The following is a 22605-nucleotide window of genomic DNA, read 5'->3' as shown; positions in this document are numbered from 1 at the left end:
GACGCTGCAGCGCCGTGCCCGCGTTGTCATGTTGGCCGACGGCCGGGCCAGCACGCTCCAGCGCGTGGCCAGCGGCGTGATGCGTGCCAGCGCCGCGCCTTCGGCTTGCGCCTCGAACGACCGCGCCACGTGCGCGGCCAGACGCTCGCGCGCCAGCCGCAGCGCCTGCCGCTTGAGCGGGCCAAAGTTTTCGTCGAGCGCGACGTACACATCGGCCAAGGCACCCTGAACCGGCTCCGAACCCGGCAACGCCAGCGCCCAGCGCAGCCGCTCCAGGTGGGCCTGGGCATCGCGCGGGTCCCGAAGCAAGCGCCGCGCCTGCCGCCGCAAGGACAGGCGCGCCGCAGGCTCAGGGCGGGCATTGCTCACCATGCCAGCCTCAGTCCAGCAAGGTGTCCATGAGGTCGATCATGAACTCGGCCTGCTCCTGCGTCATGGCCTCGAAGCCTGCGGGCAGGCCGAGCGCATCGAGCACATCCGCATCGCCCGGTTGCGAGCCGATGCTCAGCAGCGCCTCGGCGATGCGCGGTACTTCGGCCGCCAGGCGCGGATGCGCGAGCAGCACGTGGGAAATGTCGTGGATGGCGCTCTCCACCAGCACCTGCAACTGGCTGCGGGAAATCCGCGTGAGCGAGGCAAACGCCTCGGCTAGAAAAAACGCCGCCTGCACCTCACCCTTGATGGCCAGCCGCGCTGCTGCCTGGTAGCTGTCCACGTTGACCCACACGATCTGCGGCTCCGTCAGATCGGCCGGCTCGAGCAGGCGCAGGCCGATGAGCTTGACATCGCGGTTGTCGGTGAGCGCGATGCGGCACCCTGGCTTGAGGTCCTCCACATGGCGGATACCCGAGTTCGCGCCGCTGGCGATCACCATCTCGTCATAGCGTTGGGCGGGCCGTGCGAACGGAATGAAGCCCTGCGAGCGGATCATGCCCGCGGCGTCAAAGGGATTGGCGTAAACGATGTCGGCCTTGCCTTCGGCGAGCAGCTCGGCCTGCTCGCGCGCACCGGCGGGCGTGAGCAGATGCAGGCCCAGGCCGGAGCGGCGCTGCAGCACCGTGTTGAGCATGTGCCAACCCGCGAAACGATCCGGGGCAAAGTCCGGGGCGATCATGAAGTTGAGGGTCATGATGCTGCTTTCTCCTCGGCCAGCCATTGACGGTAGAGCGGTTCGAGTTCGGCGATGCGCGTGCGCGAAGGCTTGCGCCGCACCGAGGTGTAGCCCACGACCACGCCATTGCGGATGTTGGGTACGGCGGTGGCATAGACCCAGTAGAAGCTGCCGTCCTTGCGCAGGTTCTTCACATAGCCGTGCCACTTCTTGCCCGCCTTGAGGTCGTCCCACAGCCCCTTGAAGGCGACTTTGGGCATGTCCGGGTGGCGCAGGATGTGGTGCGGCGCACCGATGAGTTCCTCGCGCGACCAGCCGCTCATCTCGACGAAGGCGTCGTTGGCGTGGGTGATGATGCCGTTGAGGTCAGTGCGGGAAACGATCAGCCGCCCCTCGGGGAACGGCACTTCGATCTCGGTCACGTAGACGGTGCGCGAGCTGCCATCGGTGTAGGTCAGCCGGCATTCACGGTACGGCGCGGCCGGCGGCGCCATGTCGGGCAAAGCCATGACACGCTCCTACTCAGAGCAGCTTGGACAGCGTCTCCGCCGCCCGCTTGATGTCGAGGAAGATCAGGCCCAGCTTGGCATTGGACTTGGCCAGCACGGTCAGCACCGCCTCAGGCCCGGCCGCGCTCATGATCACGTAGCCGCGCTCGCCCTGCACCAGCACGCGTTCGAGCCCGCCGCGGGCCAGTTCCTTGGCGGTGCGCTCACCCAACGAGAGCAAAGCCGCCGACATCGCACCGATGCGGTCCTCGTCCATGCCGTTGGGCAGGGCCGAGGCGATCATCAAGCCGTCGGTTGAAATCAGGGCCGAGGCCTCGATGTCGGCCGTCGACCCGTTGAGGTCCTCCAGCGCCTGCTGGAGCATGTCTGTGCGCATCGTCAAATCTCCACATCGGTTGTGAAACGCGATTTGACAACTTTGTCACGAAATCACACTTGACCAAAATCAAGCATTCATCGCGTCACCGCGCGGACGGCAAGCGCCTCGGGCACGGTCAGCGTGACCCGCAGCCCGCCGAGTTCGGTGCTGCGCCCGACCTCGACGTCCATCCCATACATGCGCGCCAGGCGCCGCACGATGGACCAGCCCAGACCACTGCCCGGCTGCCCGGTGCCCAGCACGCGAAAAAAGCGCTCGCCTATTGATCCGGCACGAATATGTCTTCAGGCCGCATCGCGCACGATGGGGTCCTGGAAGTAGGCCCGAACGCGCTGCGGGCTTGAGCGCCGCAGCACCGCCAGCTTCGTACAGGTCGATGGCGCGGCGCGCCGTCGGGTAGCTCAGCCCTTTGAGTTCCACGATGGCCATCACGCCGTAGCCCTTTCGGTGCAGCCAAACGACCTGCTTACGCCGTTCGTGAAGTTGCTCAAGCTTCTGGTAACGAGCGTCTTCCTTGTCCATGCATCTTCGACGCGGATGGGCTCGAAAAGGTCAATCTTCATCGTGCCGGATCAATAAGGCAATGCTGGCCTCACGGTCGAGCCGCTACGTTCAGCCGCGCCGCAGCAAACCCTTGCGTGCCGACTGCAAACGCTGGGCGGCTTCGGCGTTCCAGGCACTGGCGAGCACGGTGGCCACATCCTGCGGCCAGGTCTCGGCCGGTGCGGGGTCGTGCCGGCGCGTCAAGAGCTTGAGCTGCAGCGCGCGCCGGGCGTCGAGCTGGGCGGCGGGGGTAGGCACCTCGGCAGCGATCTCGAGGCGCAGCAGGGCCTCGGCCGCATCGCCCGAGGGCGGTGCGCCGAGCGCCTTGACCCAAGCGGCGCGCACGCCCGCCGACACGGCGCGGCCCAGGGCCTGAGCGCCGGGCAAGGCTTGCGGATCGCGCAGCTCCCAGGCATGAAGCAACTGCGTGAGCGCTTCGCCATGCGCCTGGGCCGCGAGCCGGCGCAGCGTCGCCTCGGCATGTTCGAGCGCTTCGCGCTGCGCCCGAAACGCCGCGTCACCGAGGCGCGGCGCCCGTTCGGGCTCAGAGCCGCGCCCGAACGTCGGCCGGGCCTCGCGTCGCCCGCCACCCGCGCTGGCGGCCCCACCCTCGCGGCCGCGTCCGCGCAAGCCCTCGGCTCCGGCGCCGGCGCGGCTTTCCGGGGCGCTGCGGCGGGCACCGGGCCGATCGTCTCCGCGCACAGCCACCACCGGCTTGGCGGGCGTGGTGCTGGCGCTCCCGCTCGCCTCCGCCGGCTCTGAAACTTCTGTTTTCGTAGCATCCGGAGCCGATTTCTCGCCGGCGTTGGGCTGTTTTTCTTCGAGAACCTGCGCCAGCGGTGCGCCTGCGGGCGCGGCTTCGGTCCGCGCGGTCGATCCGCCGCGCACCGCAGCCTCCAACGCCGCCATGGCGGCCCGGATGCGCTGCGCGTCGCCACTGGCATTGGCCGCCTCGAGGGCGCGCGCCGCCTCGATGACGGCACGGTCACGCTCGCTGAGGCTCTGCTCCACGCGCGCGCGCTCGCTTCCTTTGCGTGCAAAGGCCTCGTCGATGGGCTTTCTGAACGCCTCCCAAAGCTTTTGCTCGGCGCGCCGATCCAGCGGAACGGCTTGAGCTTCGGACTGCCAGCGCTGCTGCAAGCTGCGCACCGCATCGACGCGCAACACAGGCTCCTGCGCCAGGGCCTGCGCCTCCTGAATCAAGGCTTGGCGGCGCTGCAGGCTTTCCTCCTGGGCCTTGGCCAAAGCGGCGCCTGCCTCGCCGATGGCGGCTTTCCACAGCGGCTGAAGCTCGGCAAAGGCTTTCTCACTCAAGTGCCCGGCTTTGCGCCAGCGCTCGGCAAACTGGGCCAAGGCACGGATCTGGGCTTTCCAGTCGGGCGGCGTCTGCTGCGCCTGGGCCTCGGTCCATGCCTTGACCTCGTCGATCAAGGCCAGGCGCTCGGCGCGGTGGGCTGCGGCTTCGGCGCGCACTTGCTCGAGCCAGGCCTCCACCCGGGCGTGGGCTGCGGTGCAGGCCTCGTCAAACCGCTTCCAGAGCGCATGGTTCGGCACGCCGCTCTGGTCGGTGGCCTTCCACTGCTCCCGCAGGGCTCGCAGCGCTTCCTGGAGCTTGCGGCCTTGCGGCGCATGTTCGCCGTCCACCAGCGCCTGGGCTTTTTGGATCAACTCCTCGCGGATCTGGTCCGCACGCCAACGGGCCCAGCCTTCGAGCTCGCCGGCTGCGGCCAGCGCCGCGTGCACGCGCGATTCGATCGCTGCCTCGAGATGCCGCGCATGCGTCTTGAAGGCCTCGCGCAGCGCCGCCGCGACGCCGGCACTGGCTTTGCCGTGTCCCTCGGCCACCTCCCGCTCAAGCCGCTCGAGCAGCGGCACGACGGCTGCGAGCGCCGCTTCGCGCCGGGCTTGCCGCTCGGCCGGGTCGACCTTGGGCCGATGACGTTCGGCGTCGGGTGCCTCAGTTGATTCGCCGCGTGCGGCGCGAATCTCCGCCGCCCACACCGGCACCGGGGGCGGCGCGACGGATGGGTCGGCGGCAGCCGCCTCGGCCTGGGCCAAGGCGGCGGTAAACGCGTCCCAAACGATTTGAAGCTGGCTCTGCGCCGCATCGAGCATGGGCGCGTACTTCGGGTCCATGACGGACCAATCGGGCTGCTGGCGCAACGCTTCGACCTGGGCCAGCCAACGCGCCACGTCTTCACGCAGCACCGGGGCGGCCGCCTGGGCATCTTTCCAGCTCCGGGTGGAGAGGATCTCGATGCGCTGCGCGAGCAGCACCGAGGCCTCCCGCAGCACCATCACCTGGTTCTGCAAATCCTCGACCGCCTTGATGCGCTCGGCCAGCGCGGCCCGCAAACCCGCCAGAGGTTCACGAGACAGCGGCGCGCCCGCACGGGCCGCATCCCGTTGCCAAGCCAGGGCGTCGGCGATCGAAAACCGCGGCGCAGCCAGCAGCGCCCGGGCACGCTCGGCCCACTGCGCGGCCAAAGCCTCTTGCGCCTTGGCGCGGCGCAGCTCGTCGAGCCGCTCGCGCAGCGGCCGCGCCGCGCCCTTGTCCTTGACGCTGAGTTCTTTGAAGACCGCCTGCATCAGTTCGGCAGAAGGCTCGGTGGCGAGCCAATCGCGCACACGCGCCGCGCGTTCCCCGGAAGTCGGCGCCGTAAAGGCACCCCCGGTGAGCGCATCGAGTTGGGCCAGATCCAGGGGGTGAGATGCAGTTGAGTTCACGACGAAGGACGCTTGAGTTCAGATGAAATAAAAGGTGGCCGCGTTGGGCAGCACTCATGCAACGCCGAATCCGCTGCCGCGATCGCGCGCGAGCGGCCGGTTCAGCGTTGACCGAAGTCCGGTATTTTCGTCGCAAACGCTGCTCCGTCTACCCGAAGCGCTTCGGGTTCGGCCCGACCGGGCTCGACGAGAAGCCCCCCAGCTATGAAAGGTGTAGCATCGAGTCACTTTGCGCTATAGTTGCCGCAGCGTGGCCGGGCACACACCTGGTGCAGGCTCGGGCGCCGCGCCTGGGGGCAACACCAGCCTTCCAGGGAGCTAAGGCAACGCTGAACAAGTCCCTCGCGCGTCGCGCATCCCGGCTGCGGGCGGTCTGCGTCGAAAGCAAATCCTCGCCATAGCTGCGGCTATGGCGAGGATTTGCGCCTCGCATCCCATCCCGCAGCCGGGCGCGCACCATCGCGGGAACTTATTCAGCGTTGCCCTAATTGCGCCTAGCCTGAGAGGCCGGCACGCAACGGGCACGATCGAGATCGAAGGAGAACATCGCCATGAGTTCCAAAGACACCGCCGCCATCGGCCAGTTACTGGCTCTGCTCGAGACCCGCTATGCCATGCGTGTGCTGTGGGCGCTGCGCGATGGACACCCGCAAACCTTTCGGCTGCTGCAAGACAGCGTCGGCGGCATCACCCCCAACACCCTGAACACGCGGCTGAAGGCTCTGCGCGCGGCCGGGCTCATCGCCCACGGTAACGAAGGCTACCGGCTCACGGCCAGCGGGCTCGACCTGGTCAAGCGCCTCTCGGATCTGCAGGCGTTCGCCGCAAAATGGGCAGCGGCCCAGGCGCGCAAGGCGGCGGCAGCGGAATGAGCAAGGGAAACGCTGAAGAAATCGGCGAGCGGGATGAAGCGCAAGGCGCACGGAGCGCAGCGACCGAGACATATCAAATAGATAGGCGAGGGAGCGAGCACCGCGCAACACAGCGATTCGCCCGCGCAGCCATTGATTCAGCGTTTCCCAAGGGATCGGGACACGGCCCGGCTTTCCCGAATGGCGCAGCGCCTGAGCCCTGCCCCCTGCGCGGCGCGCGCGGAACTGGTTCAGCGTTGCCTTCAGCCTCTTGAATTTTCTGGGCTGACCCCCAGTTGCCTGCCCGATGGGTCTGTCGGCGCGATGGACCCGTATTTCTTCCTCTCGATTCATCCCCACAACCGGGACATCCCGGCTGTTTGCTTCCTTTGAACCCCATGGCCGAAACCCAAACCAACTCCAACACGCAAAACCCGAACGAGGCCGAAGCCTCGCAAGCCCAGCCTACGGCTGCGACCGATGAGCGCGCGGCGCTGCAGGCGGAAATCGAGCAGTTGCGGGCAAAAAACGCCGAGCTGAGCGAGCAATACCTGCGCGCCCAGGCCGACGTGCAAAACGCCCGTCGCCGCGCCGAGGAAGAAATCGCCAAGGCGCGCAAGTTTGCGCTCGAAAGCTTCGCCGAGAGCCTGCTGCCCGTCGTCGATAGCCTGGAGGCGGGCTTGGCCGTGCAACATGCGACGACCGAACAAATCCGCGAAGGCGCGGAAGCCACCCTGCGGCAGTTGCGCGCTGCGCTCGAACGCAACAAAGTGGTGCCGATCGACCCGGCCCCTGGCACCCGCTTCGACCCGAACCTGCACCAGGCGATCAGCGTTGCCGAGGCCAACCAGGAGCCGAACACCGTGGTCGCCGTGCTGCAAAAGGGCTACCTGATTGCCGACCGCGTGTTGCGCCCTGCGCTCGTGACCGTCACGCCCGGGCAAGGCGGCTAAAGCCTGCAAAGGGCGCCGCATCCGGGCGGGGCAGCCCGCCCCGCCTTGAAACCGCGCCGGGCAGCCGCATTTAGAAGACAACGGGGTCGGCAAGAGCTGCTTGGCCCACCAAAAATCATTGACCCAACGGAGCAAATCAACATGGCAAAAATCATCGGTATCGACCTGGGCACGACCAACAGCTGCGTCGCGGTAATGGAGGGCAACACGCCCAAAGTCATCGAAAACGCCGAGGGTGCCCGCACCACGCCTTCGATCGTCGCTTACCTCGAAAACGGCGAGATCCTCGTCGGCGCGCCGGCCAAGCGCCAGGCCGTCACCAACGCGAAGAACACGATTTATGCGGTCAAGCGTCTGATCGGCCGCAAGTTCACCGACCCCGAAGTCCAAAAAGACATCGAGCTCATGCCCTACAAGATCGTGCCCGCCGACAACGGCGACGCATGGGTCGAAGTGCGTGGCAAGAAGCTCGCCCCGCAGCAGATCAGCGCCGAAGTGCTGCGCAAAATGAAGAAGACTGCCGAGGATTACCTGGGCGAAGAGGTGACCGAGGCGGTCATCACGGTGCCCGCCTACTTCAATGACGCCCAGCGTCAAGCCACCAAGGACGCCGGCCGCATCGCGGGCCTCGAAGTCAAGCGCATCATCAACGAGCCCACGGCGGCGGCACTGGCCTTCGGCCTCGACAAGGCGACCAAGGGCGACCGCAAGATCGCGGTCTATGACCTGGGCGGCGGTACGTTCGACATCTCGATCATCGAAATTGCCGACGTCGATGGCGAGAAGCAGTTCGAGGTCCTGTCGACCAATGGCGACACCTTCCTCGGCGGTGAGGACTTCGACCAGCGCATCATGGATTACATCGTCACCGAGTTCAAGAAAGAGTCTGGTGTCGATCTGTCCAAGGACGTGCTGGCCCTGCAGCGCCTCAAGGACGCCGCCGAGAAGGCCAAGATCGAGCTGTCGGGTTCGACCTCGACCGACATCAACCTGCCCTACATCACGGCCGATGCGTCGGGGCCGAAGCACCTGAACATCAAGCTCACGCGTGCCAAGCTCGAAAGCCTGGTCGAAGACCTGATCGAGCGCACGATCGCGCCCTGCCGCACCGCGATCAAGGACGCCGGGGTGTCGGTCAACGACATCCAGGACGTGATTCTCGTCGGCGGCATGACGCGCATGCCCAAGGTGCAGGAGAAGGTCAAGGAATTCTTCGGCAAGGAGCCGCGCAAGGACGTCAACCCGGACGAAGCGGTGGCCATCGGCGCCGCCATCCAGGGTCAGGTGCTCTCGGGTGAGCGCAAAGACGTGCTGCTGCTCGACGTGACGCCGCTGTCGCTCGGTATCGAGACGATGGGTGGTGTGATGACGAAGATGATTCCGAAGAACACGACCATCCCGACGAAGTTCTCGCAGACCTTCTCGACCGCGGAAGACAACCAGCCGGCGGTGACCATCAAGGTCTATCAGGGCGAGCGTGAAATTGCCGCAGCCAACAAGCTGCTGGGCGAATTCAATCTCGAGGGCATTGCGCCGGCCCCGCGTGGCATGCCGCAGATCGAGGTGACCTTCGACATCGACGCCAACGGCATCTTGCACGTGAGCGCGAAGGACAAGGGCACGGGCAAGGAGAACAAGATCACGATCAAGGCGAATTCGGGCTTGTCCGAGGCCGAGATCGAGAAGATGGTCAAGGACGCCGAGCTGCATGCCGCCGAGGACAAGAAGCGCGTCGAGCTGGTACAAGCGCGCAACCAGGCCGATGCCACCGTGCACTCGGTCAAGAAGAGCTTGGCCGAACACGGCGACAAGGTCGATGCGTCCGAAAAAGCGCAAATCGAGGCCGCCATCAAAGACCTCGAGGAAGCGATCAAGGGCGAGGACAAGGCCGCCATCGAGGCCAAGACCAATGCCCTGATGGCTGCAAGCCAAAAGCTGGGTGAGAAAATGTATGCCCAGCAGGCGCAGCAGTCGGCCGGCGGTGCGAGCGCTCAGGGCGCGGGCACGAGCGGCAGCAGCGGCGACGACGATGTCGTCGACGCCGAGGTCAAGGAAGTCAAGAAAGACTGAGCGCCTTGGTGGCAAACAGCGGAGCAGCTCCTCTGACTGCTCCGCTCTTTGCAGCGACGCCGCGTCGAGTTGTTTTCCCCTGGAAAATGACCCGGCGCGGCGTTGTTGCGCAACGGGTTTGAGAGCAGGAACGCAATGGCCAAACGCGACTATTACGAAGTTCTGGGCGTTGCCCGCAACGCATCGGAAGAAGAAATCAAGAAGGCGTACCGGCGCCTCGCCATGAAATATCACCCCGACCGCAACCACGGGGAAGGGCTCAAAGAGGCGGAAGCGCGCTTCAAAGAGGTCAAGGAGGCCTACGAAACCCTCTGCGACGCCCAAAAGCGCGCGGCTTACGATCAATTCGGCCACGCCGGTGTCGATCCGAACATGGGTGGCTTCGGCGGCGGTGGTGGTGACGGGTTTGGCGGCTTCGCCGAGGCGTTTGGCGACATCTTCGGCGATCTCTTTGGCCAAGGGCGTGGCCGCGGCGGCCGGCAGGTGTACCGGGGAGCCGACCTCAGCTACGTGCTCGAGATCACGCTCGAAGAGGCCGCAGCCGGCAAGGAGACGCAGATCCGCATCCCCAGCTGGGAAAACTGCGACAGCTGCCACGGCAGCGGCGCCAAGCCCGGCACCCGCCCGATCACTTGCACCACCTGCCACGGGGCCGGTGTGGTGCAACTGCGCCAAGGTTTCTTCAGCGTCCAGCAAACCTGCCCGCAATGCCACGGCACCGGCCAGATCATTCCCGAGCCCTGCCCGAGTTGCCATGGGCAAGGCCGTGTGCGCAAACACAAGACGCTCGAAGTCAAGATTCCCGCCGGTATCGATGACGGCATGCGCATCCGCAGCAGCGGCAACGGTGAGCCCGGCAAGAACGGCGGGCCCGCGGGCGACCTCTACATCGAGGTGCGGGTCAAGAAGCACGATGTCTTCGAGCGCGACGGCGACGATCTGCACTGCGAGGTGCCGATCAGTTTCGCCACGGCGGCGCTCGGGGGGGAAATCGAAGTTCCGACTTTGCTCGAGGGCAGCGCCACGATCGACATCCCCGAGGGCACGCAAACCGGCAAACGCTTCCGGCTGCGCGGCCGGGGCATCAAGGGTGTGCGCTCGGCCACGCCGGGCGACCTCTATTGCCATGTCCGCGTCGAAACGCCGGTCAAGTTGACCGAGCATCAAAAGAAGCTGCTCAAGGAACTCGACGAGTCCTTGCGTAAGGGCGGCGCCAAGCACTCGCCCGACGGCAGCAGCTGGGCCGAGCGCATCAAGCGCTTCTTCACGGCCGCCTGAAGCATGCAGGCACTGACCGGGGTGGGCGGTGCGGCCCGAGACCCCTGCCGCCGGCCGCGCATCCATCGGGCAATCTTTTCCTGGGGCGATCGCTCATGAGCGTCAACATCACTTTCCTCGGCGGCGCGCAGACCGTCACGGGCTCGAAGTACCTGGTCGAACATGCCGGTGTTCGGGTGTTGGTCGACTGCGGCCTGTTTCAGGGCTACAAGCCGCTGCGCGAACGCAATTGGCGTCCCTTACCGGTCGTTCCGAGCCGGATCGATTCGGTCGTGCTCACGCACGCCCACCTCGACCACAGCGGCTATCTGCCGCTGCTGGCCAAGGAGGGCTTTCGCGGCCGGGTACATGCCACGCCGGGCACGCGCGACCTGTGCGCGATTCTGTTGCCCGACAGCGGCCATCTGCAGGAAGAGGACGCCGCGTTCGCCAACCGGCATGGGTTTTCCAAGCATCACCCGGCCTTGCCGCTCTACACCCGGCAGGACGCGCTCGACAGCTTGCGGCTGTTTCATACCGTGCCCTTCTTTCACACGTTCGAGCCGCACCGGGGCTGGCGCGTGAGCTTCATTCCGGCGGGGCACATCATCGGTGCGGCCAGCGTGCTGCTCGAAGTCGGCGGGCGCCGCATTCTGTTCTCAGGCGACCTCGGGCGCAGCGACGACCTCATCATGAAGCCGCCCGCCGATCCGCCCGCGGCCGATACGCTGTTGATCGAGTCGACCTACGGTGACCGCCACCACCCAGAAGGCACCGTCCTCGACGAACTGGCGCCCGCGCTCGAACGCGTCGCACGGCGCGGCGGCATCGCGGTCGTGCCAGTCTTCGCGGTCGGCCGCGCGCAGACGCTGCTGCACGCGATTGCGACGCTCAAGGCCCAGGGGCGCATCCCGCACGGTCTGCCGGTCTATCTCGACAGCCCGATGGCCATCCACAGCACCCAGGTTTTCATCGACCACCCAGGCTCGCACAAGCTCAGCCCAGACGAAGTCCGTGCGATGGCCAAGGTCGCGCACTTCATCGAAACCCCGGAGCAGAGCAAGGCCTTGGCGGCGCAGCACGGCCCGATGGTGATCCTTGCGGCCTCGGGCATGGCCACGGGCGGGCGGGTGCTTCATCATCTGGCGCACTATGCGGGCGACCATCGCAACATGATCATCCTGACCGGCTATCAGACGCCGGGCACGCGCGGTGCGCGGCTGGCGGCCGGTGAAACCTCGATCCGCATCCATGGGCAAGACGTCTGGGTCGCTGCCGAGGTGGTGCAACTGCGCACGGCCTCTTCCCACGCGGACAGCGAGCAACTCATGACCTGGCTGCGCCGATTGCCGCAGCCGCCCGGGCAGGTGTATGTCGTGCATGGCGAAATCGGCGCCAGTGACGCGCTGCGACAACGCATCGAGCATCAGCTGCACTGGCGCGCCCGCGTGCCCGAGCACGGCTCGGTCTGGCCGGCCTGAGTGCCCGGCTCCAGGTGTTTCCATCGTTCATGAGCGCACACATCTCGGTCACAGACTCGCCCAAACGCCCCACATCCACGGCGGACGCGGGCGCCCATCGCACCCAGGCGCGGCACACGCTCATCCTCGCGGTCTGCGTCTGGATGGCCAGCGTCGGCAACCTGGCGTTGTGGCAGCAAATCCGCGCCCTTCCCGAGGTGAGCGGGCCGCGCGGGCTGGCGTTCGCGCTTGGCTTTGCGCTGGGCATCGCGGGGCTGCTGGTGGCGCTGGTGGCGGCGCTGGGCTGGGGACGGCTGCTGCGGCCGCTGCTCTCTCTGCTGCTCGTTGCGACGGCGGTGGGCGCGTATTTCATGCTGAGCTACGGCGTCGTCATCGACCCGACGATGATGGTCAACGTGGTGCAGACCGACCCCCGAGAAGTTGGCGATCTGCTGAACCTCAAGCTCGCGCTGGCGCTCCTGGGCCTGGCGGGGCCGGGGCTGTGGTGGGTCTGGCGGCGGCCTCTGCAGCCGCAGCCGCTGGGGCGGCAACTCGGTGTGCATCTGGCGCTGATCGTTGGCGGGCTTGCGCTCACGTCTGGCGCGCTGATGGCGATCTTCCAGGACTTTTCCTCGGTGATGCGCAACCACACGCAGTTGCGCTACCTCATCAATCCGCTCAACTCGGTATGGGCGCTGGCCGACGTCGCGGCCACGCCGTTCAAGCGTGACACGCGGCGACTCGAGCCACTGGGGCAGGACGCGCGGCTCGCCCCGCGCCCTGCGGGCGCAAAGCCGCCGCTGCTGGTGCTGGTGCTCGGCGAGACGGCGCGTGCCGACAACTTCTCGCTCAACGGCTATGCGCGCGCAACCACGCCCGAACTCGCGCGCGAAGACATCATCAACCAGCGCAACGCCTGGTCCTGCGGCACGAACACGGCGGCGTCCGTACCCTGCCTGTTCTCGGCGCTGCCGCGCGACGAATTTGAGCGGCGCCCCTACAACAGCGAGACGCTGCTCGACGTGTTGCAGCACGCGGGCCTTGCAGTGCTGTGGATCGACAACCAATCGGGCTGCAAAGGCGTGTGCGACCGCACGCCGCACGTGAGCACGGCCGAGCTGAAGGACCCGGCGCTGTGTAGCGGCGGAGAGTGCTTTGACGAAATCATGCTCCGCGGCCTCGACGAACGCATCGCCGCGCTCGACCCCGAGCGCCGCGCGCGTGGCGTGGTGCTGGTGCTGCACCAGATGGGCAGCCACGGCCCAGCGTATTTCAAACGCTCGCCGCCGGCGTTCAAGCGCTTCCTGCCCGAATGCACCAGCAACGCACTGCAAGAGTGCACGCGCGAGCAGGTCGTCAATGCCTACGACAACACCATCGCCTACACCGACCATGTGCTCGCGCAGACGATCACTTGGCTCAAGTCCCGCGAAAGCGCCTGGAGCCCGGCGATGATTTACCTCTCGGACCATGGCGAGTCGCTCGGCGAGAACAACCTCTACCTGCACGGCCTGCCCTACGGCATCGCACCCGATGTGCAAAAGCATGTGCCCTGGATCACGTGGCTGTCGAACCGCTACGCGCGCGAGCGCGGCATCTCGACCGCCTGCCTGAAGGCGCGGCAAGACGAGCGCGTGTCACACGACCATTACTTCCACTCGGTGCTGGGGCTGCTTGGCGTGCAGACCTCGGCCTACCGGCCCGAGCTGGACCTGTACCGTCCCTGCGGCGGCTGATCGGGATGCGAGACACCCTAGAGGCAGGCCCCATGCACTGGGCGCTGTTCTGTCGCGTCATCGACAACTACGGCGACCTCGGCGTCGCCTGGCGGCTGGCGAGCCAGATCGCCGCGAGCGGCGACACGGTGCAGCTCTGGGTCGACGCGCCCGAGGCGCTGGCCTGGATGGCCCCGGGGGCGCTCGAAGGCCGCTGGCCACGCGTGCAGGTGCGGCCTTGGACGCAGCCTTTCGCGGCCGACGCGCTCGCGCAGGGCCCCGCGGACGTGTGGGTGGAATTGTTCGGTTGCGACATCGATCCTGAATTCATAGCGCAACATGACCGTTTCACGCCGGCATCCGGCGCAAAAGCTTCAAAAAACCCGGTCTGGGTCAACCTCGAATACCTCTCGGCCGAAACCTACGTCGAGCGCAGTCACGGCCTGCCCTCGCCCATCCTGCACGGGCCAGCGCGGGGGCGCACGCGGCATTTCTTCTTTCCGGGCTACACCGAGCGCACCGGCGGCTTGCTGCGCGAGCCCGATTTGTTCGCCCGCCAGGCCGCCTTCGACGCGGCGCGTTGGCGGGAGCGGCAGCGGCTGCCCTCGGGCGAGGCGCTGCGCATCAGCCTTTTTTGCTACGAGCCGCCCGCGCTGGGGGCTTGGCTCGACGCTCTCGCCGCGGGTGGATCGGGCACGGGGCAACCCGTGCAGCTGTGGGTGACGCATGGGCGCGCCGCTGCGGCCGTCCGCGGCCATTTTTGCGCTGAAAACTCGGTAACCCCTGCGCAAAACGGTGCGCAAGCGCTACAAGTTTCATACCTTCCAGCCCTCACGCAGACTGATTACGACCACCTGCTTTGGGCAGCAGACCTCAACTTCGTGCGCGGGGAAGATTCGCTGGTGCGCGCGCTCTGGGCAGGGAAGCCTTTCATCTGGAACATCTACCCGCAGGACGACGGCGCGCACGCGGCCAAGCTCGACGCTTTCCTTGACTGGCTCGAGGCCCCCGCCGATCTGCGGGCCTTTCACAGGATCTGGAATGCTCTGGCCACGGGCACCCTGCCCACACCCGACCTCGCCGGCTGGGGCGCGTGCGTGCAGCGCGCACGTGCGCGGCTGCTGGCGCAGGACGACTTGCTCACCCAGCTGCGCCGCTTCGTGCATCTGCGCGGCAGCGAAAAAGGCTAGAATTAGAGGCTTTGCAAAGAGGCAAGCTCTTTGTCCCTTTCTTGATCCTTGCCGCTTACGCGAGCCACCCCGCTCAGCACGGGGATTGTGTCGGGCTTGCGCACAGCAGCCCCACTTCACTGGAAGCCCTATGAAAATCGCACAGGAAATTCGCGCCGGCAACGTCATCATGCACGGCAAAGACCCGATGGTCGTCTTGAAGACCGAATACAGCCGTGGTGGCCGCAACGCCGCCACGGTGCGCATGAAGCTCAAAAGCCTGCTGAACAACTTCGGCACCGAAGTCGTCTTCAAGGCCGACGACAAAATGGACCAGATCATTCTGGACAAAAAGGAGTGCACCTACTCCTACTTCGCCGATCCGATGTACGTCTGGATGGACAGCGACTACAACCAGTATGAGGTCGAGGCCGAGAACATGGGCGACGCGCTCAACTACCTCGAAGATGGGATGAGCGCGGAAGTCGTCTTCTACGACGGCAAGGCCATTTCCGTCGAACTGCCCACGACCGTCGTGCGCGAAATCACCTGGACCGAACCCGCCGTCAAGGGCGACACCTCGGGCAAGGTGTTGAAGCCAGCGAAGATCGCCACTGGCTTCGAAGTGGCGGTTCCGCTCTTCGTCGACCAGGGCGACAAGATCGAAATCGACACCCGCACGGGTGAATACAAAAAACGCGTCTGAACGACGCCCGCGACCGACAAGGCTCCATTCGGAGCCTTTTTTCTTTTGCCTCGCGCCGACCACTCGCACCATGGAAACCACGCAAGACATCACCGAACGCCGCATCGCCGATGCCTGGGCTGAGCTGCAAAACCACGCCGTCGCCGGGGGAACACTCAAGCGCGACGCCTACCGACTGGCGTTCGCCGACCCCGAGTTCCTGCTGCGGCGTGAAACCCGCGGCATCCGCTTGCAGCTCGAGATGCTCAAGCCCGACTTGATGCAAAGCGAAGCTGGCGTCGAAAACACCATCGTCGTCTTTGGCAGCGCCCGTATGCTCCCGCCCGACGTCGCGCAGCGCGCGTTTGCCGCTGCACAGGCCGAAGGCGAGCCCGAGGCCATCCGCCGGGCCGAGCGCGACCTGCGCAACGCGCAGTGGTACGCGCAGGCGCGGGAATTCGCGCGCCTGGTCGCGACCGACAGCCTGGCCTGCCCCGCCGAGCAACGCCTCTACATCTGTACCGGCGGCGGCCCAGGCATCATGGAAGCAGCCACCCGCGGCGCGCACGATGTGGGCGCGCCCTCGGTCGCGCTCAACATCTCACTGCCGCACGAGCAGCATGCCAACCCCTACGTCACGCCGGAGCTGAGTTTCAAGTTCCACTACTTCGCGCTGCGCAAGATGCACTTCATGATGCGTGCCAAGGCGCTCGTGACTTTTCCCGGCGGCTTTGGCACGCTCGATGAACTGTTCGAAGTCGTCACCCTGGTGCAGACGAAGAAGGCCAAGCCCGTGCCCATCCTGCTCTTTGGCAGCGCGTACTGGAAGCGGCTCATCAACTTCGATCTGCTGGTCGAAGAAGGCGTGATCTCCCCCGAAGACCTCGACCTGCTGCACTTCGTCGACGATCCGCTGACGGCCTGGAACCTCATTCGCGACTTCTACGGGCTGGCCCGCCCGGTTTGAATGCCCGGATTCAGGCTCAGTTGGCCAGTTGCACCAAATCCGGCACATTGGCCACACGCCGCATGGTCGCGGCAATGGCATCGGGGGTGTAGCGGATGCTCATGAACTGCCCGAGGTCGAGTGAGGGCCACGCCAGCGCGATGCGAAAGCGCGCCGCCGGCGAATAGATTTTGCCGCCGATCACGTAGATCTCATAAGGGAGCGCCGCGATGTTCTGCGGCCCGACGGGGCCGAGCTTGTTGACCCAAACGCCCTCGCCGTCGCGCGCGCTGTTGAGCGCAACACCCCAGACGGCCAGCTTGTGCTCGGGCAGCACGAGTTCGTACACCGGTGCGGTGTCCGCGACATGCTCAGCAAGCCGGCTGCGCACGGTCCGAACCGCGGCGTCGAACTGCTGGAGATCGATCAATTCCGCACGGAACGAATCGAGCCGCTCCATCCCAGCCATGTAGCGATAGTCGGCCAGCGTCTGTTCCGGGACATCGCCACCGAACACCTCGCCGCGGCCCAGCGCCTGCTCCAGCCGCCCTTGCATCGCCCGCGCAACCGGCGCGGCGAGCGCAAACTGATCCCGGAAATACGCCCGCAACCAGTATTCGGGCCGTGTGTAGCTGAGTTCACCGGAAGCGCTCACGCCCACCCGCTGCGGCGCGGCCAAAATGGCATGGCCGCCGACCTTGCCGATGGCATCGAGCAGCGCCGCATCGGTGTAGACCACGACGCCGCGCTCGCCCAGGCCCTTGGGCTGGTGGCGGCCCAGCAGCCGAAAACCGGCCGCCTCGAGCTTTTTTTCCACCCGGCTCATCTGCTCGTTCAGGCTGGATGCCGGCAGGGGATTCCCCCGCTGGTACGGCGCGTCCGCATGCGCCGCGTGCGCCAGGAGGCTCAACAAGATCGCAACGATCAGCAAGCGCAGGGGAGGAAGCAGCTTCATGGGCGTGAGTGTGGGAAACGATGTGGAACCTGGCGCGTATGACGGCATCTCGGCCGGGCTGAACCACCCGCAAGCGGCGCACACCGACCGTCCGGTGTGTGCTGCGCGCGTGACTCAGGCAGCCCGAAATACCGTACCGAGTAAGGCTTGGATTCGAAACGAAGGCGCTGCGCCTGTCATCCGGACTTTCCCCAGCCTATTGCCCGCCGCTCCGAGGGCTGCTGGCCGGAATGCGGTAGAGCCACAGGATGCGCCCGTCGGGGCAGCGGAACTCAGCATCGGCGGGGCGGCCGGGAATGGGGAACTCCAGGCTTGCCAACCAAGTGCCGGGGCGCATGTCGCGCTGGGCTTTGTCCCATGCCCTGGGCATGCTCTCCGGGCGCTGGAACAGATAGACCAGATCCGCCACCGACCAGTCGGCTTGCCACAAGTCCCCGCGGCGGATGTGCGCCTGAGGCAGCCGCCGCGCGCACAGCCAGGCGAGCACGGCGCTGCGCTCCACTCCTTCGAGCCGGGCCTGTGGCCACGCCCGGGCCAGCGCCAGCAAACCATCGCCGAGGCCGCAGCCCGCGTCGAGCACGGTGGGCTCCGGCCCCAAAGGCAGCGCGGCGGCCAGGCCCTCGAAGGCGTCGTGCGGCGTCGGGAACAAAGGGGCGTCGCGCCAGGCCCCGAGCGGATAGAGCGCGAGCAAGGCGGCCAAGCCCAGCAACCAAGCCCAAGCGGCTTGGGCCGCACCGGCGCTCTCACCCGTGCCCTGCAGCAAGGCCCAGGCCAGTGGGAAGCCCAGCGCCATCCACGCGCGCCGCATCCCCGTGGTGGGGGTCTGGCTTGCCAGCCCCACAGCCAGCACGCTGGCGCCGATGGCCGCGGGCCATGGCCCGAGCGTCAGGACACGCAGGCCCGCATAGGCCATAGCCGCCACCCCCCAACTGAGGACCGCCGGCAAAGGCCAGCGCAGCGTCGCCAGCCATTCGAGCGCAGCAGCGCGGCGGAGCATGACCAGCGGCAGCGTTTCAGTCCGCTGGGCCCAGCAGCGCCTGCGGGTCCAAGCCAGCGGGCGACTCCGGCGCCGGCAGTTCCTGTACGTCGCGCAGCTTGCGCTGGATGGCGCGGGTACGCACGCCGACGTCGTCGAACTTCTTGGCGGCGGTGTCGATGGACTTCTTGGCGGCGTCGAGCGCGTCGCCAAACTTCATGAATTCGGTCTTCACCTGACCGAGCACCGCCCACACCTCGGATGAGCGCTTTTCGATCGCCAAGGTCTTGAACCCCATCTGCAGGCTGTTGAGCATGGCTGCGAGGTTGGCCGGGCCGCAAACCATCACCCGGTGCTCGTTCTGCAGCGCCTCCATCAGGCCCGGGCGGCGCAGCGCCTCGGCGAACAGACCTTCGGTGGGCAGGTAGAGGATCGCAAAGTCGGTCGTGTGCGGCGGCGCGATGTATTTGCTGGCGATCTTCTTCGCCTCGAAGCGCAGCGAGTTCTCGAAGGCCGTGCCTGCGGCCATGATGGCGGCGCGGTCGGCGCTGTCCTGCGCGTCCATGAGCCGCTGGTAGTGCTCGACCGGGTATTTCGCGTCGATCGGCAGCCACACGGGCTGCTCGTCGCGCCGACCGGGCAGGCGGATGGCGAATTCCACCAGCTCGTCGCTGCCAGGCGCGACCTTGACGTTGCGCGCGTACTGCTCGGGCGTGAGCACGTTGTCGATGATCGCGCCCAGTTGCACCTCGCCCCAGGTGCCGCGGGTTTTCACATTGGTCATGACGCGCTTCAAGTCGCCCACGCTGCCCGCGAGCGACTGCATCTCACCCAGGCCCTTGTGTACCTGCTCGAGCCGTTCGCTCACCAGCTTGAACGAGTCGCCCAGGCGTTGCTCCAGCGTGGCGTGGAGCTTTTCGTCCACCGTGCGGCGCATTTCTTCGAGCTTGGCGGTGTTGTCGGCCTGAATCGCCGCCAGCCGCTCGTTGAGCGCGGTGCGCAACTGCTCGGCATTGGCCTGGCTGCCCTGCACCAGCGCGCTGAGCTGTTGCGAGAGTCCTTGTTGCAAGACGCTCGACTGCTGCTGCAAGCCGTCTTGCAGCACGCCGAACTGTTGGCGCAGCTGCGAGCTGCTGGCCTCGAGCTGGTCTTTGAGCGCCGCGGACATCGCCGCGAGCGCGCCGCTCAAGTCCGCGCGCGAGGCCGCAAGCGACTGCGCGAGCGCCGCGTCCATCGTGGCCAACCGCTGCGCGAGCGCCGTCTCGAGCGCGGCGAGCCGCTGCGCGAGCGCGGCATCGAAACTGGCCAGCCGCTGTTCGAGCTTGACCTCGAACCCGGCAAACGCGGTCAGCAGCTCGGCGCGGCCGTTGCGCGACTCCGCCACCGCCTGCGCCAACCGCTCGTCCACCACCGCGCGCAAGGCCTCGGCCTGCGCCCCGCTGGCCTGGCTGGCGCTGCGCACCTGGTCGGCCATGGCATCGAGCACCCCCCCGTTTTGCGCCACGGCCAGACGCGTGTCTTGCACCGCTTGCTCCATCGCCTGCAGCCGTGCGGCCCACTCGGGCGGCAGATCCACCCGCGGGCGGCGCCACAGCAGCAGCATCAGCAGCGAAAGGGCCACCACCAGCGCCAGCGACAGGCCCCAGAGCCAAAGTTCAGACACCAGCATTGTTGTTTCCCCGCCCTAAAAAAATCACAAAATAGTAGCAACTAAGCATGCATTCATGCAGGCAAACGGGCAAATGATCGAAAAAATCGACTCAGCGCAGCACCTGCGGGTTCACCGGCGTGCGCGGCCGGCCCGTGGTGAAGAAGTCGATGAGGTTGTCCGCTGCCAGGTTCGCCATGGCCAGCCGGGTGCCGCGCGTGGCGCTGGCGATGTGGGGCGTCAGCACCACGTTGGGCACGGTCAGCAGATCGGGGTGGACCCGCGGCTCGCCTTCGAACACATCGAGCCCCGCCGCGGCGATGCGCCGCTCGCGCAAGGCACGGGCGAGCGCGGCGTCGTCGACGATGCCGCCGCGCGCGAGATTGATCAGCGTCGCCGTCGGCTTCATCCGCGCGAGCTCTTCCGCACCGATGGTGTGGTGCGACTCGGCGCTGTAGGGCAACACCAGCATCACATGGTCGGCGGTGCGCAGCAACTCGTCCTTTTCCACGTAGCGCGCGCCGCAGGCCGCCTCGATCTCGCCGGCGAGCCGGCTCCGGTTGTGATACAGCACCCGCATGCCAAAACCCAATGCCGCGCGCCGCGCGACCGCCTGGCCGATGCGCCCCATGCCGATGATCCCCAGCGTGCTGCCATGCACCTCGGCGCCCAGGAACAGGTCGTAGCGCCAGTTTTTCCACAGGCCCGCGCGCAGGAAGTGCTCGCTCTCGCACACCCGCCGCGCGGTCGCCAGCAGCAGCGCCATGCCGAAGTCCGCCGTGGTCTCCGTCAACACGTCCGGCGCGTTGGTGCCCAGCACACCCGCCGCCGTCATGGCCGCCACATCGAAATTGTTGTAGCCCACGGCCATGTTCGCGACGATGCGCAGCCCCGGGCACGCGGCGAGCAGATCGGCGTCAATGCGTTCGCTGCCCGTGGTCAGCATGCCGGCCTTGCCCTGCAAATGGGCGATGAGCTCAGCCCGGCTCCAGATCACATCGTCGGGGTTGGCTTCCACCTCGAAGTGCGTGGCCAGACGCTCCACCACCTCGGGAAACACGGCACGCGCCACCAGAACGGCTGGTCGGCTCATGAGTTCGCGCCTCAACGGAAGAAGATGAAGGTCATGGCCAGGAACAGCGGCACCAGAATGCCGCAGGACCACAGCATGTAACCAAAGAAGCTCGGCATCTTCACGCCGCGGTCCTCGGCGATGGCCTTGACCATCAGGTTCGGCGCGTTACCGATGTAGCTGTTCGCCCCCATGAACACCGCGCCCGCCGAGATCGCAGCCAAGGTCGCGGCATGCGTGGTCATGAGCACCGCCGGGTCGCCGCCCGCGGTGTTGAAGAACACCAGGTAGGTCGGTGCGTTGTCGAGGAAGGAGCTCAGCGCACCGGTCGCCCAGAAATACATCGCCGGGTCGGGCGTGCCGTCGGCGCGCGTGACGGCCGAGACCACCGCGCCGAACGGCCCATGGACGCCAGCCTTGAGCATGGCAATCACGGGGACGATGGTCAGGAAGATGCCAGCGAACAGCTTGGCCACCTCCTGCATCGGGCCCCAGCCGAACTGGTTGTCGGCATGCACCTGCTTGGGCGTGATCGCCAGCGACACCACCGCTACGGCAATGAGCCCCAGGTCACGCACCAGCCCCGGGAGCCCCACCTCGGCGCCGGCCACATGCCACACCACGTCGGACTTCCAAAGCCCGCTCATGAGCACCAGGCCGACGATGACGAGCAGCAGCACGAAGTTGATCGCGCCATCAAAGCCCAGGCGCGGCGTGTCGGGCGTGGGGTCGCGGGGCAGAAGCTCCTCGCGGCGGTGGTAGTACCAGCTGTCGAGCGCGTAGAAGATCGCCAGCAAGGCGCCCACCAGGAACAGGGTCTCCGGGAAGATGTGCGAGACGGTCCAGAAGAAATCCACCCCTTTGAGAAAGCCCAGGAACAGCGGCGGGTCGCCCAGCGGCGTGAGCGAGCCGCCCGCGTTAGAGACGATGAAAATAAAGAACACCACCACATGCGCGGTGTGCTTGCGGTTATCGTTGGCGCGAATCAGCGGGCGGATCAGCAGCATCGACGCGCCGGTGGTGCCCATCAGGCTCGCCAGCACCGCGCCGATGGCCAGAATGCTGGTGTTGAGCCCAGGGCTTCCGTGCAGGTTGCCGCGGATGAAGATGCCGCCGGCCACCGTGAACAAGGCGGTGAGCAGAATCACGAAGGGAATGTATTCGGCCACCGCCGCATGCACCAGCACCCCGCCGGCGGCGCCCGGCCCGTACGCAGCCGCAAACGGCAGCAGAAACGCCAGCGCCCAGCCTGCAGCCACCTTGCCGTAGTGGTGGTGCCAGAAAAATGGCGCCAACAAGGGCATGAGGGCAATCGACAGCAAAATGCCGGCGAACGGCACTGCCCAAAGTACAGACAGGGCCGAGCCGTCGAGGTCGGCGGCGACCGCCAGCGAGGGAACGCTGGCGATCGCCAGGGCAAGAGTTGCGGCCCCAAGGGTGCGCCGGGTGGTTTTCATGAGCGAAGGTCTCCGGTGACGTCGTCAGAAATGCAAGGTGAAGGCGCGCTCGGGCGGTGATACATCAGGCCAGCCAGTGCGTGAAGGCCTCGACGGGCTCACGCTCGGTGCGAAAGTGGTTC

General features: G+C 66.6%; 20 protein-coding genes and 1 pseudogene. 9 read left to right on the top strand and 12 right to left on the bottom strand.

Annotated features, from left to right (window positions below; genetic code table 11):
• The 7 genes and pseudogenes from JHC36_RS08870 to JHC36_RS08840 form a co-directional block, all read right to left on the bottom strand.
• Positions 1-372 (bottom strand): hypothetical protein (locus JHC36_RS08870; protein ID WP_287918344.1); only part of this gene is annotated, 372 nt, incomplete at its 3' end.
• 7 nt (positions 373-379) lie between these two features.
• Positions 380-1129: a PhnD/SsuA/transferrin family substrate-binding protein gene (locus JHC36_RS08865; protein ID WP_287918342.1), complete on the bottom strand. Its 750-nt coding sequence runs from the start codon at positions 1127-1129 to the stop codon at positions 380-382.
• Positions 1126-1620, bottom strand: coding sequence for a PAS domain-containing protein (locus JHC36_RS08860; RefSeq protein ID WP_124219828.1), 495 nt, complete (start codon positions 1618-1620; stop codon positions 1126-1128). The genes JHC36_RS08865 and JHC36_RS08860 overlap by 4 nt, the downstream gene beginning before the upstream one ends.
• A gap of 13 nt (positions 1621-1633) precedes the next feature.
• Complete coding sequence (locus tag JHC36_RS08855; protein WP_124219831.1) at positions 1634-1996, bottom strand: roadblock/LC7 domain-containing protein; 363 nt, start codon at positions 1994-1996, stop codon at positions 1634-1636.
• 77 nt (positions 1997-2073) lie between these two features.
• Positions 2074-2262, bottom strand: a complete 189-nt coding sequence (locus JHC36_RS08850; RefSeq protein WP_353846131.1) for an ATP-binding protein — start codon at positions 2260-2262, stop codon at positions 2074-2076.
• A 37-nt stretch (positions 2263-2299) separates the two neighbouring features.
• Positions 2300-2521 (bottom strand): annotated as a pseudogene (locus JHC36_RS08845) (helix-turn-helix domain-containing protein); the annotation flags it as partial.
• Between the two features lie 90 nt (positions 2522-2611).
• Positions 2612-5269, bottom strand: coding sequence for a DUF349 domain-containing protein (locus tag JHC36_RS08840; protein WP_287918338.1), 2658 nt, complete (start codon positions 5267-5269; stop codon positions 2612-2614).
• A gap of 551 nt (positions 5270-5820) precedes the next feature.
• On the opposite strand from JHC36_RS08840, the gene JHC36_RS08835 reads away from it, so the two are divergent.
• The 9 genes from JHC36_RS08835 to JHC36_RS08795 all read left to right on the top strand — a co-directional run bounded on the left by JHC36_RS08835 (position 5821) and on the right by JHC36_RS08795 (position 16396).
• Positions 5821-6141 (top strand): winged helix-turn-helix transcriptional regulator, encoded by a 321-nt coding sequence (locus tag JHC36_RS08835; RefSeq protein WP_287918336.1) that lies wholly within the window; start codon positions 5821-5823, stop codon positions 6139-6141.
• A gap of 377 nt (positions 6142-6518) precedes the next feature.
• Positions 6519-7073 (top strand): nucleotide exchange factor GrpE, encoded by a 555-nt coding sequence (grpE, locus tag JHC36_RS08830; protein ID WP_124219841.1) that lies wholly within the window; start codon positions 6519-6521, stop codon positions 7071-7073.
• Between the two features lie 141 nt (positions 7074-7214).
• Complete coding sequence (dnaK, locus tag JHC36_RS08825; RefSeq protein ID WP_287918335.1) at positions 7215-9143, top strand: molecular chaperone DnaK; 1929 nt, start codon at positions 7215-7217, stop codon at positions 9141-9143.
• 135 nt (positions 9144-9278) lie between these two features.
• Positions 9279-10421 (top strand): molecular chaperone DnaJ, encoded by a 1143-nt coding sequence (gene dnaJ, locus JHC36_RS08820; protein ID WP_287918333.1) that lies wholly within the window; start codon positions 9279-9281, stop codon positions 10419-10421.
• A gap of 95 nt (positions 10422-10516) precedes the next feature.
• Complete coding sequence (locus JHC36_RS08815) at positions 10517-11881, top strand: MBL fold metallo-hydrolase RNA specificity domain-containing protein (RefSeq protein ID WP_287918331.1); 1365 nt, start codon at positions 10517-10519, stop codon at positions 11879-11881.
• A gap of 29 nt (positions 11882-11910) precedes the next feature.
• Positions 11911-13596: a phosphoethanolamine transferase gene (locus tag JHC36_RS08810; protein ID WP_287918329.1), complete on the top strand. Its 1686-nt coding sequence runs from the start codon at positions 11911-11913 to the stop codon at positions 13594-13596.
• Between the two features lie 5 nt (positions 13597-13601).
• A complete protein-coding gene (gene earP, locus JHC36_RS08805; protein WP_287918327.1) occupies positions 13602-14765 on the top strand; it encodes an elongation factor P maturation arginine rhamnosyltransferase EarP in 1164 nt (387 codons plus the stop codon).
• A 130-nt stretch (positions 14766-14895) separates the two neighbouring features.
• Positions 14896-15450 carry an elongation factor P gene (gene efp, locus JHC36_RS08800; RefSeq protein WP_124219857.1) on the top strand — a complete coding sequence of 185 codons (555 nt, stop codon included), beginning with the start codon at positions 14896-14898 and terminating at the stop codon, positions 15448-15450.
• A gap of 70 nt (positions 15451-15520) precedes the next feature.
• Positions 15521-16396, top strand: coding sequence for an LOG family protein (locus JHC36_RS08795; RefSeq protein ID WP_287918324.1), 876 nt, complete (start codon positions 15521-15523; stop codon positions 16394-16396).
• A gap of 16 nt (positions 16397-16412) precedes the next feature.
• Here the strand turns inward: JHC36_RS08795 and JHC36_RS08790 are convergent, their stop codons facing one another.
• From JHC36_RS08790 to JHC36_RS08770, 5 genes are all read right to left on the bottom strand, one after another.
• Positions 16413-17330, bottom strand: coding sequence for a hypothetical protein (locus JHC36_RS08790; protein WP_287918322.1), 918 nt, complete (start codon positions 17328-17330; stop codon positions 16413-16415).
• 196 nt (positions 17331-17526) lie between these two features.
• Positions 17527-18327, bottom strand: coding sequence for a class I SAM-dependent methyltransferase (locus JHC36_RS08785; RefSeq protein WP_287918320.1), 801 nt, complete (start codon positions 18325-18327; stop codon positions 17527-17529).
• A 16-nt stretch (positions 18328-18343) separates the two neighbouring features.
• Positions 18344-19909, bottom strand: a complete 1566-nt coding sequence (locus tag JHC36_RS08780) for a DNA recombination protein RmuC (RefSeq protein ID WP_503007013.1) — start codon at positions 19907-19909, stop codon at positions 18344-18346.
• 157 nt (positions 19910-20066) lie between these two features.
• A complete protein-coding gene (locus tag JHC36_RS08775; protein WP_287918316.1) occupies positions 20067-21047 on the bottom strand; it encodes a 2-hydroxyacid dehydrogenase in 981 nt (326 codons plus the stop codon).
• Positions 21048-21058: 11 nt separating this feature from the next.
• Positions 21059-22483, bottom strand: coding sequence for a sodium:proton antiporter (locus JHC36_RS08770; protein ID WP_287918315.1), 1425 nt, complete (start codon positions 22481-22483; stop codon positions 21059-21061).
• Positions 22484-22605 lie beyond the last annotated feature (122 nt).

Origin of the sequence: Tibeticola sp. (assembly GCF_022759015.1) — a bacterium.
Lineage (GTDB): Bacteria > Pseudomonadota > Gammaproteobacteria > Burkholderiales > Burkholderiaceae_C > Tibeticola > Tibeticola sediminis.
The sequence above is the reverse complement of the archived record's forward strand: the minus strand, read 5'-3'. Positions and strand labels throughout refer to the sequence as shown.

Coding starts and splice junctions, on each gene's coding strand:
- JHC36_RS08865 (WP_287918342.1), bottom strand. CDS start 1,129: ATGACCCTCAACTTCATGATCGCCCCGGACTTTGCCCCGGATCGTTTC.
- JHC36_RS08860 (WP_124219828.1), bottom strand. CDS start 1,620: ATGGCTTTGCCCGACATGGCGCCGCCGGCCGCGCCGTACCGTGAATGC.
- JHC36_RS08855 (WP_124219831.1), bottom strand. CDS start 1,996: ATGCGCACAGACATGCTCCAGCAGGCGCTGGAGGACCTCAACGGGTCG.
- JHC36_RS08835 (WP_287918336.1), top strand. CDS start 5,821: ATGAGTTCCAAAGACACCGCCGCCATCGGCCAGTTACTGGCTCTGCTC.
- grpE (WP_124219841.1), top strand. CDS start 6,519: ATGGCCGAAACCCAAACCAACTCCAACACGCAAAACCCGAACGAGGCC.
- dnaK (WP_287918335.1), top strand. CDS start 7,215: ATGGCAAAAATCATCGGTATCGACCTGGGCACGACCAACAGCTGCGTC.
- dnaJ (WP_287918333.1), top strand. CDS start 9,279: ATGGCCAAACGCGACTATTACGAAGTTCTGGGCGTTGCCCGCAACGCA.
- JHC36_RS08815 (WP_287918331.1), top strand. CDS start 10,517: ATGAGCGTCAACATCACTTTCCTCGGCGGCGCGCAGACCGTCACGGGC.
- JHC36_RS08810 (WP_287918329.1), top strand. CDS start 11,911: ATGAGCGCACACATCTCGGTCACAGACTCGCCCAAACGCCCCACATCC.
- earP (WP_287918327.1), top strand. CDS start 13,602: ATGCGAGACACCCTAGAGGCAGGCCCCATGCACTGGGCGCTGTTCTGT.
- efp (WP_124219857.1), top strand. CDS start 14,896: ATGAAAATCGCACAGGAAATTCGCGCCGGCAACGTCATCATGCACGGC.
- JHC36_RS08795 (WP_287918324.1), top strand. CDS start 15,521: ATGGAAACCACGCAAGACATCACCGAACGCCGCATCGCCGATGCCTGG.
- JHC36_RS08790 (WP_287918322.1), bottom strand. CDS start 17,330: ATGAAGCTGCTTCCTCCCCTGCGCTTGCTGATCGTTGCGATCTTGTTG.
- JHC36_RS08785 (WP_287918320.1), bottom strand. CDS start 18,327: ATGCTCCGCCGCGCTGCTGCGCTCGAATGGCTGGCGACGCTGCGCTGG.
- JHC36_RS08780 (WP_503007013.1), bottom strand. CDS start 19,909: ATGCTGCTGCTGTGGCGCCGCCCGCGGGTGGATCTGCCGCCCGAGTGG.
- JHC36_RS08775 (WP_287918316.1), bottom strand. CDS start 21,047: ATGAGCCGACCAGCCGTTCTGGTGGCGCGTGCCGTGTTTCCCGAGGTG.
- JHC36_RS08770 (WP_287918315.1), bottom strand. CDS start 22,483: ATGAAAACCACCCGGCGCACCCTTGGGGCCGCAACTCTTGCCCTGGCG.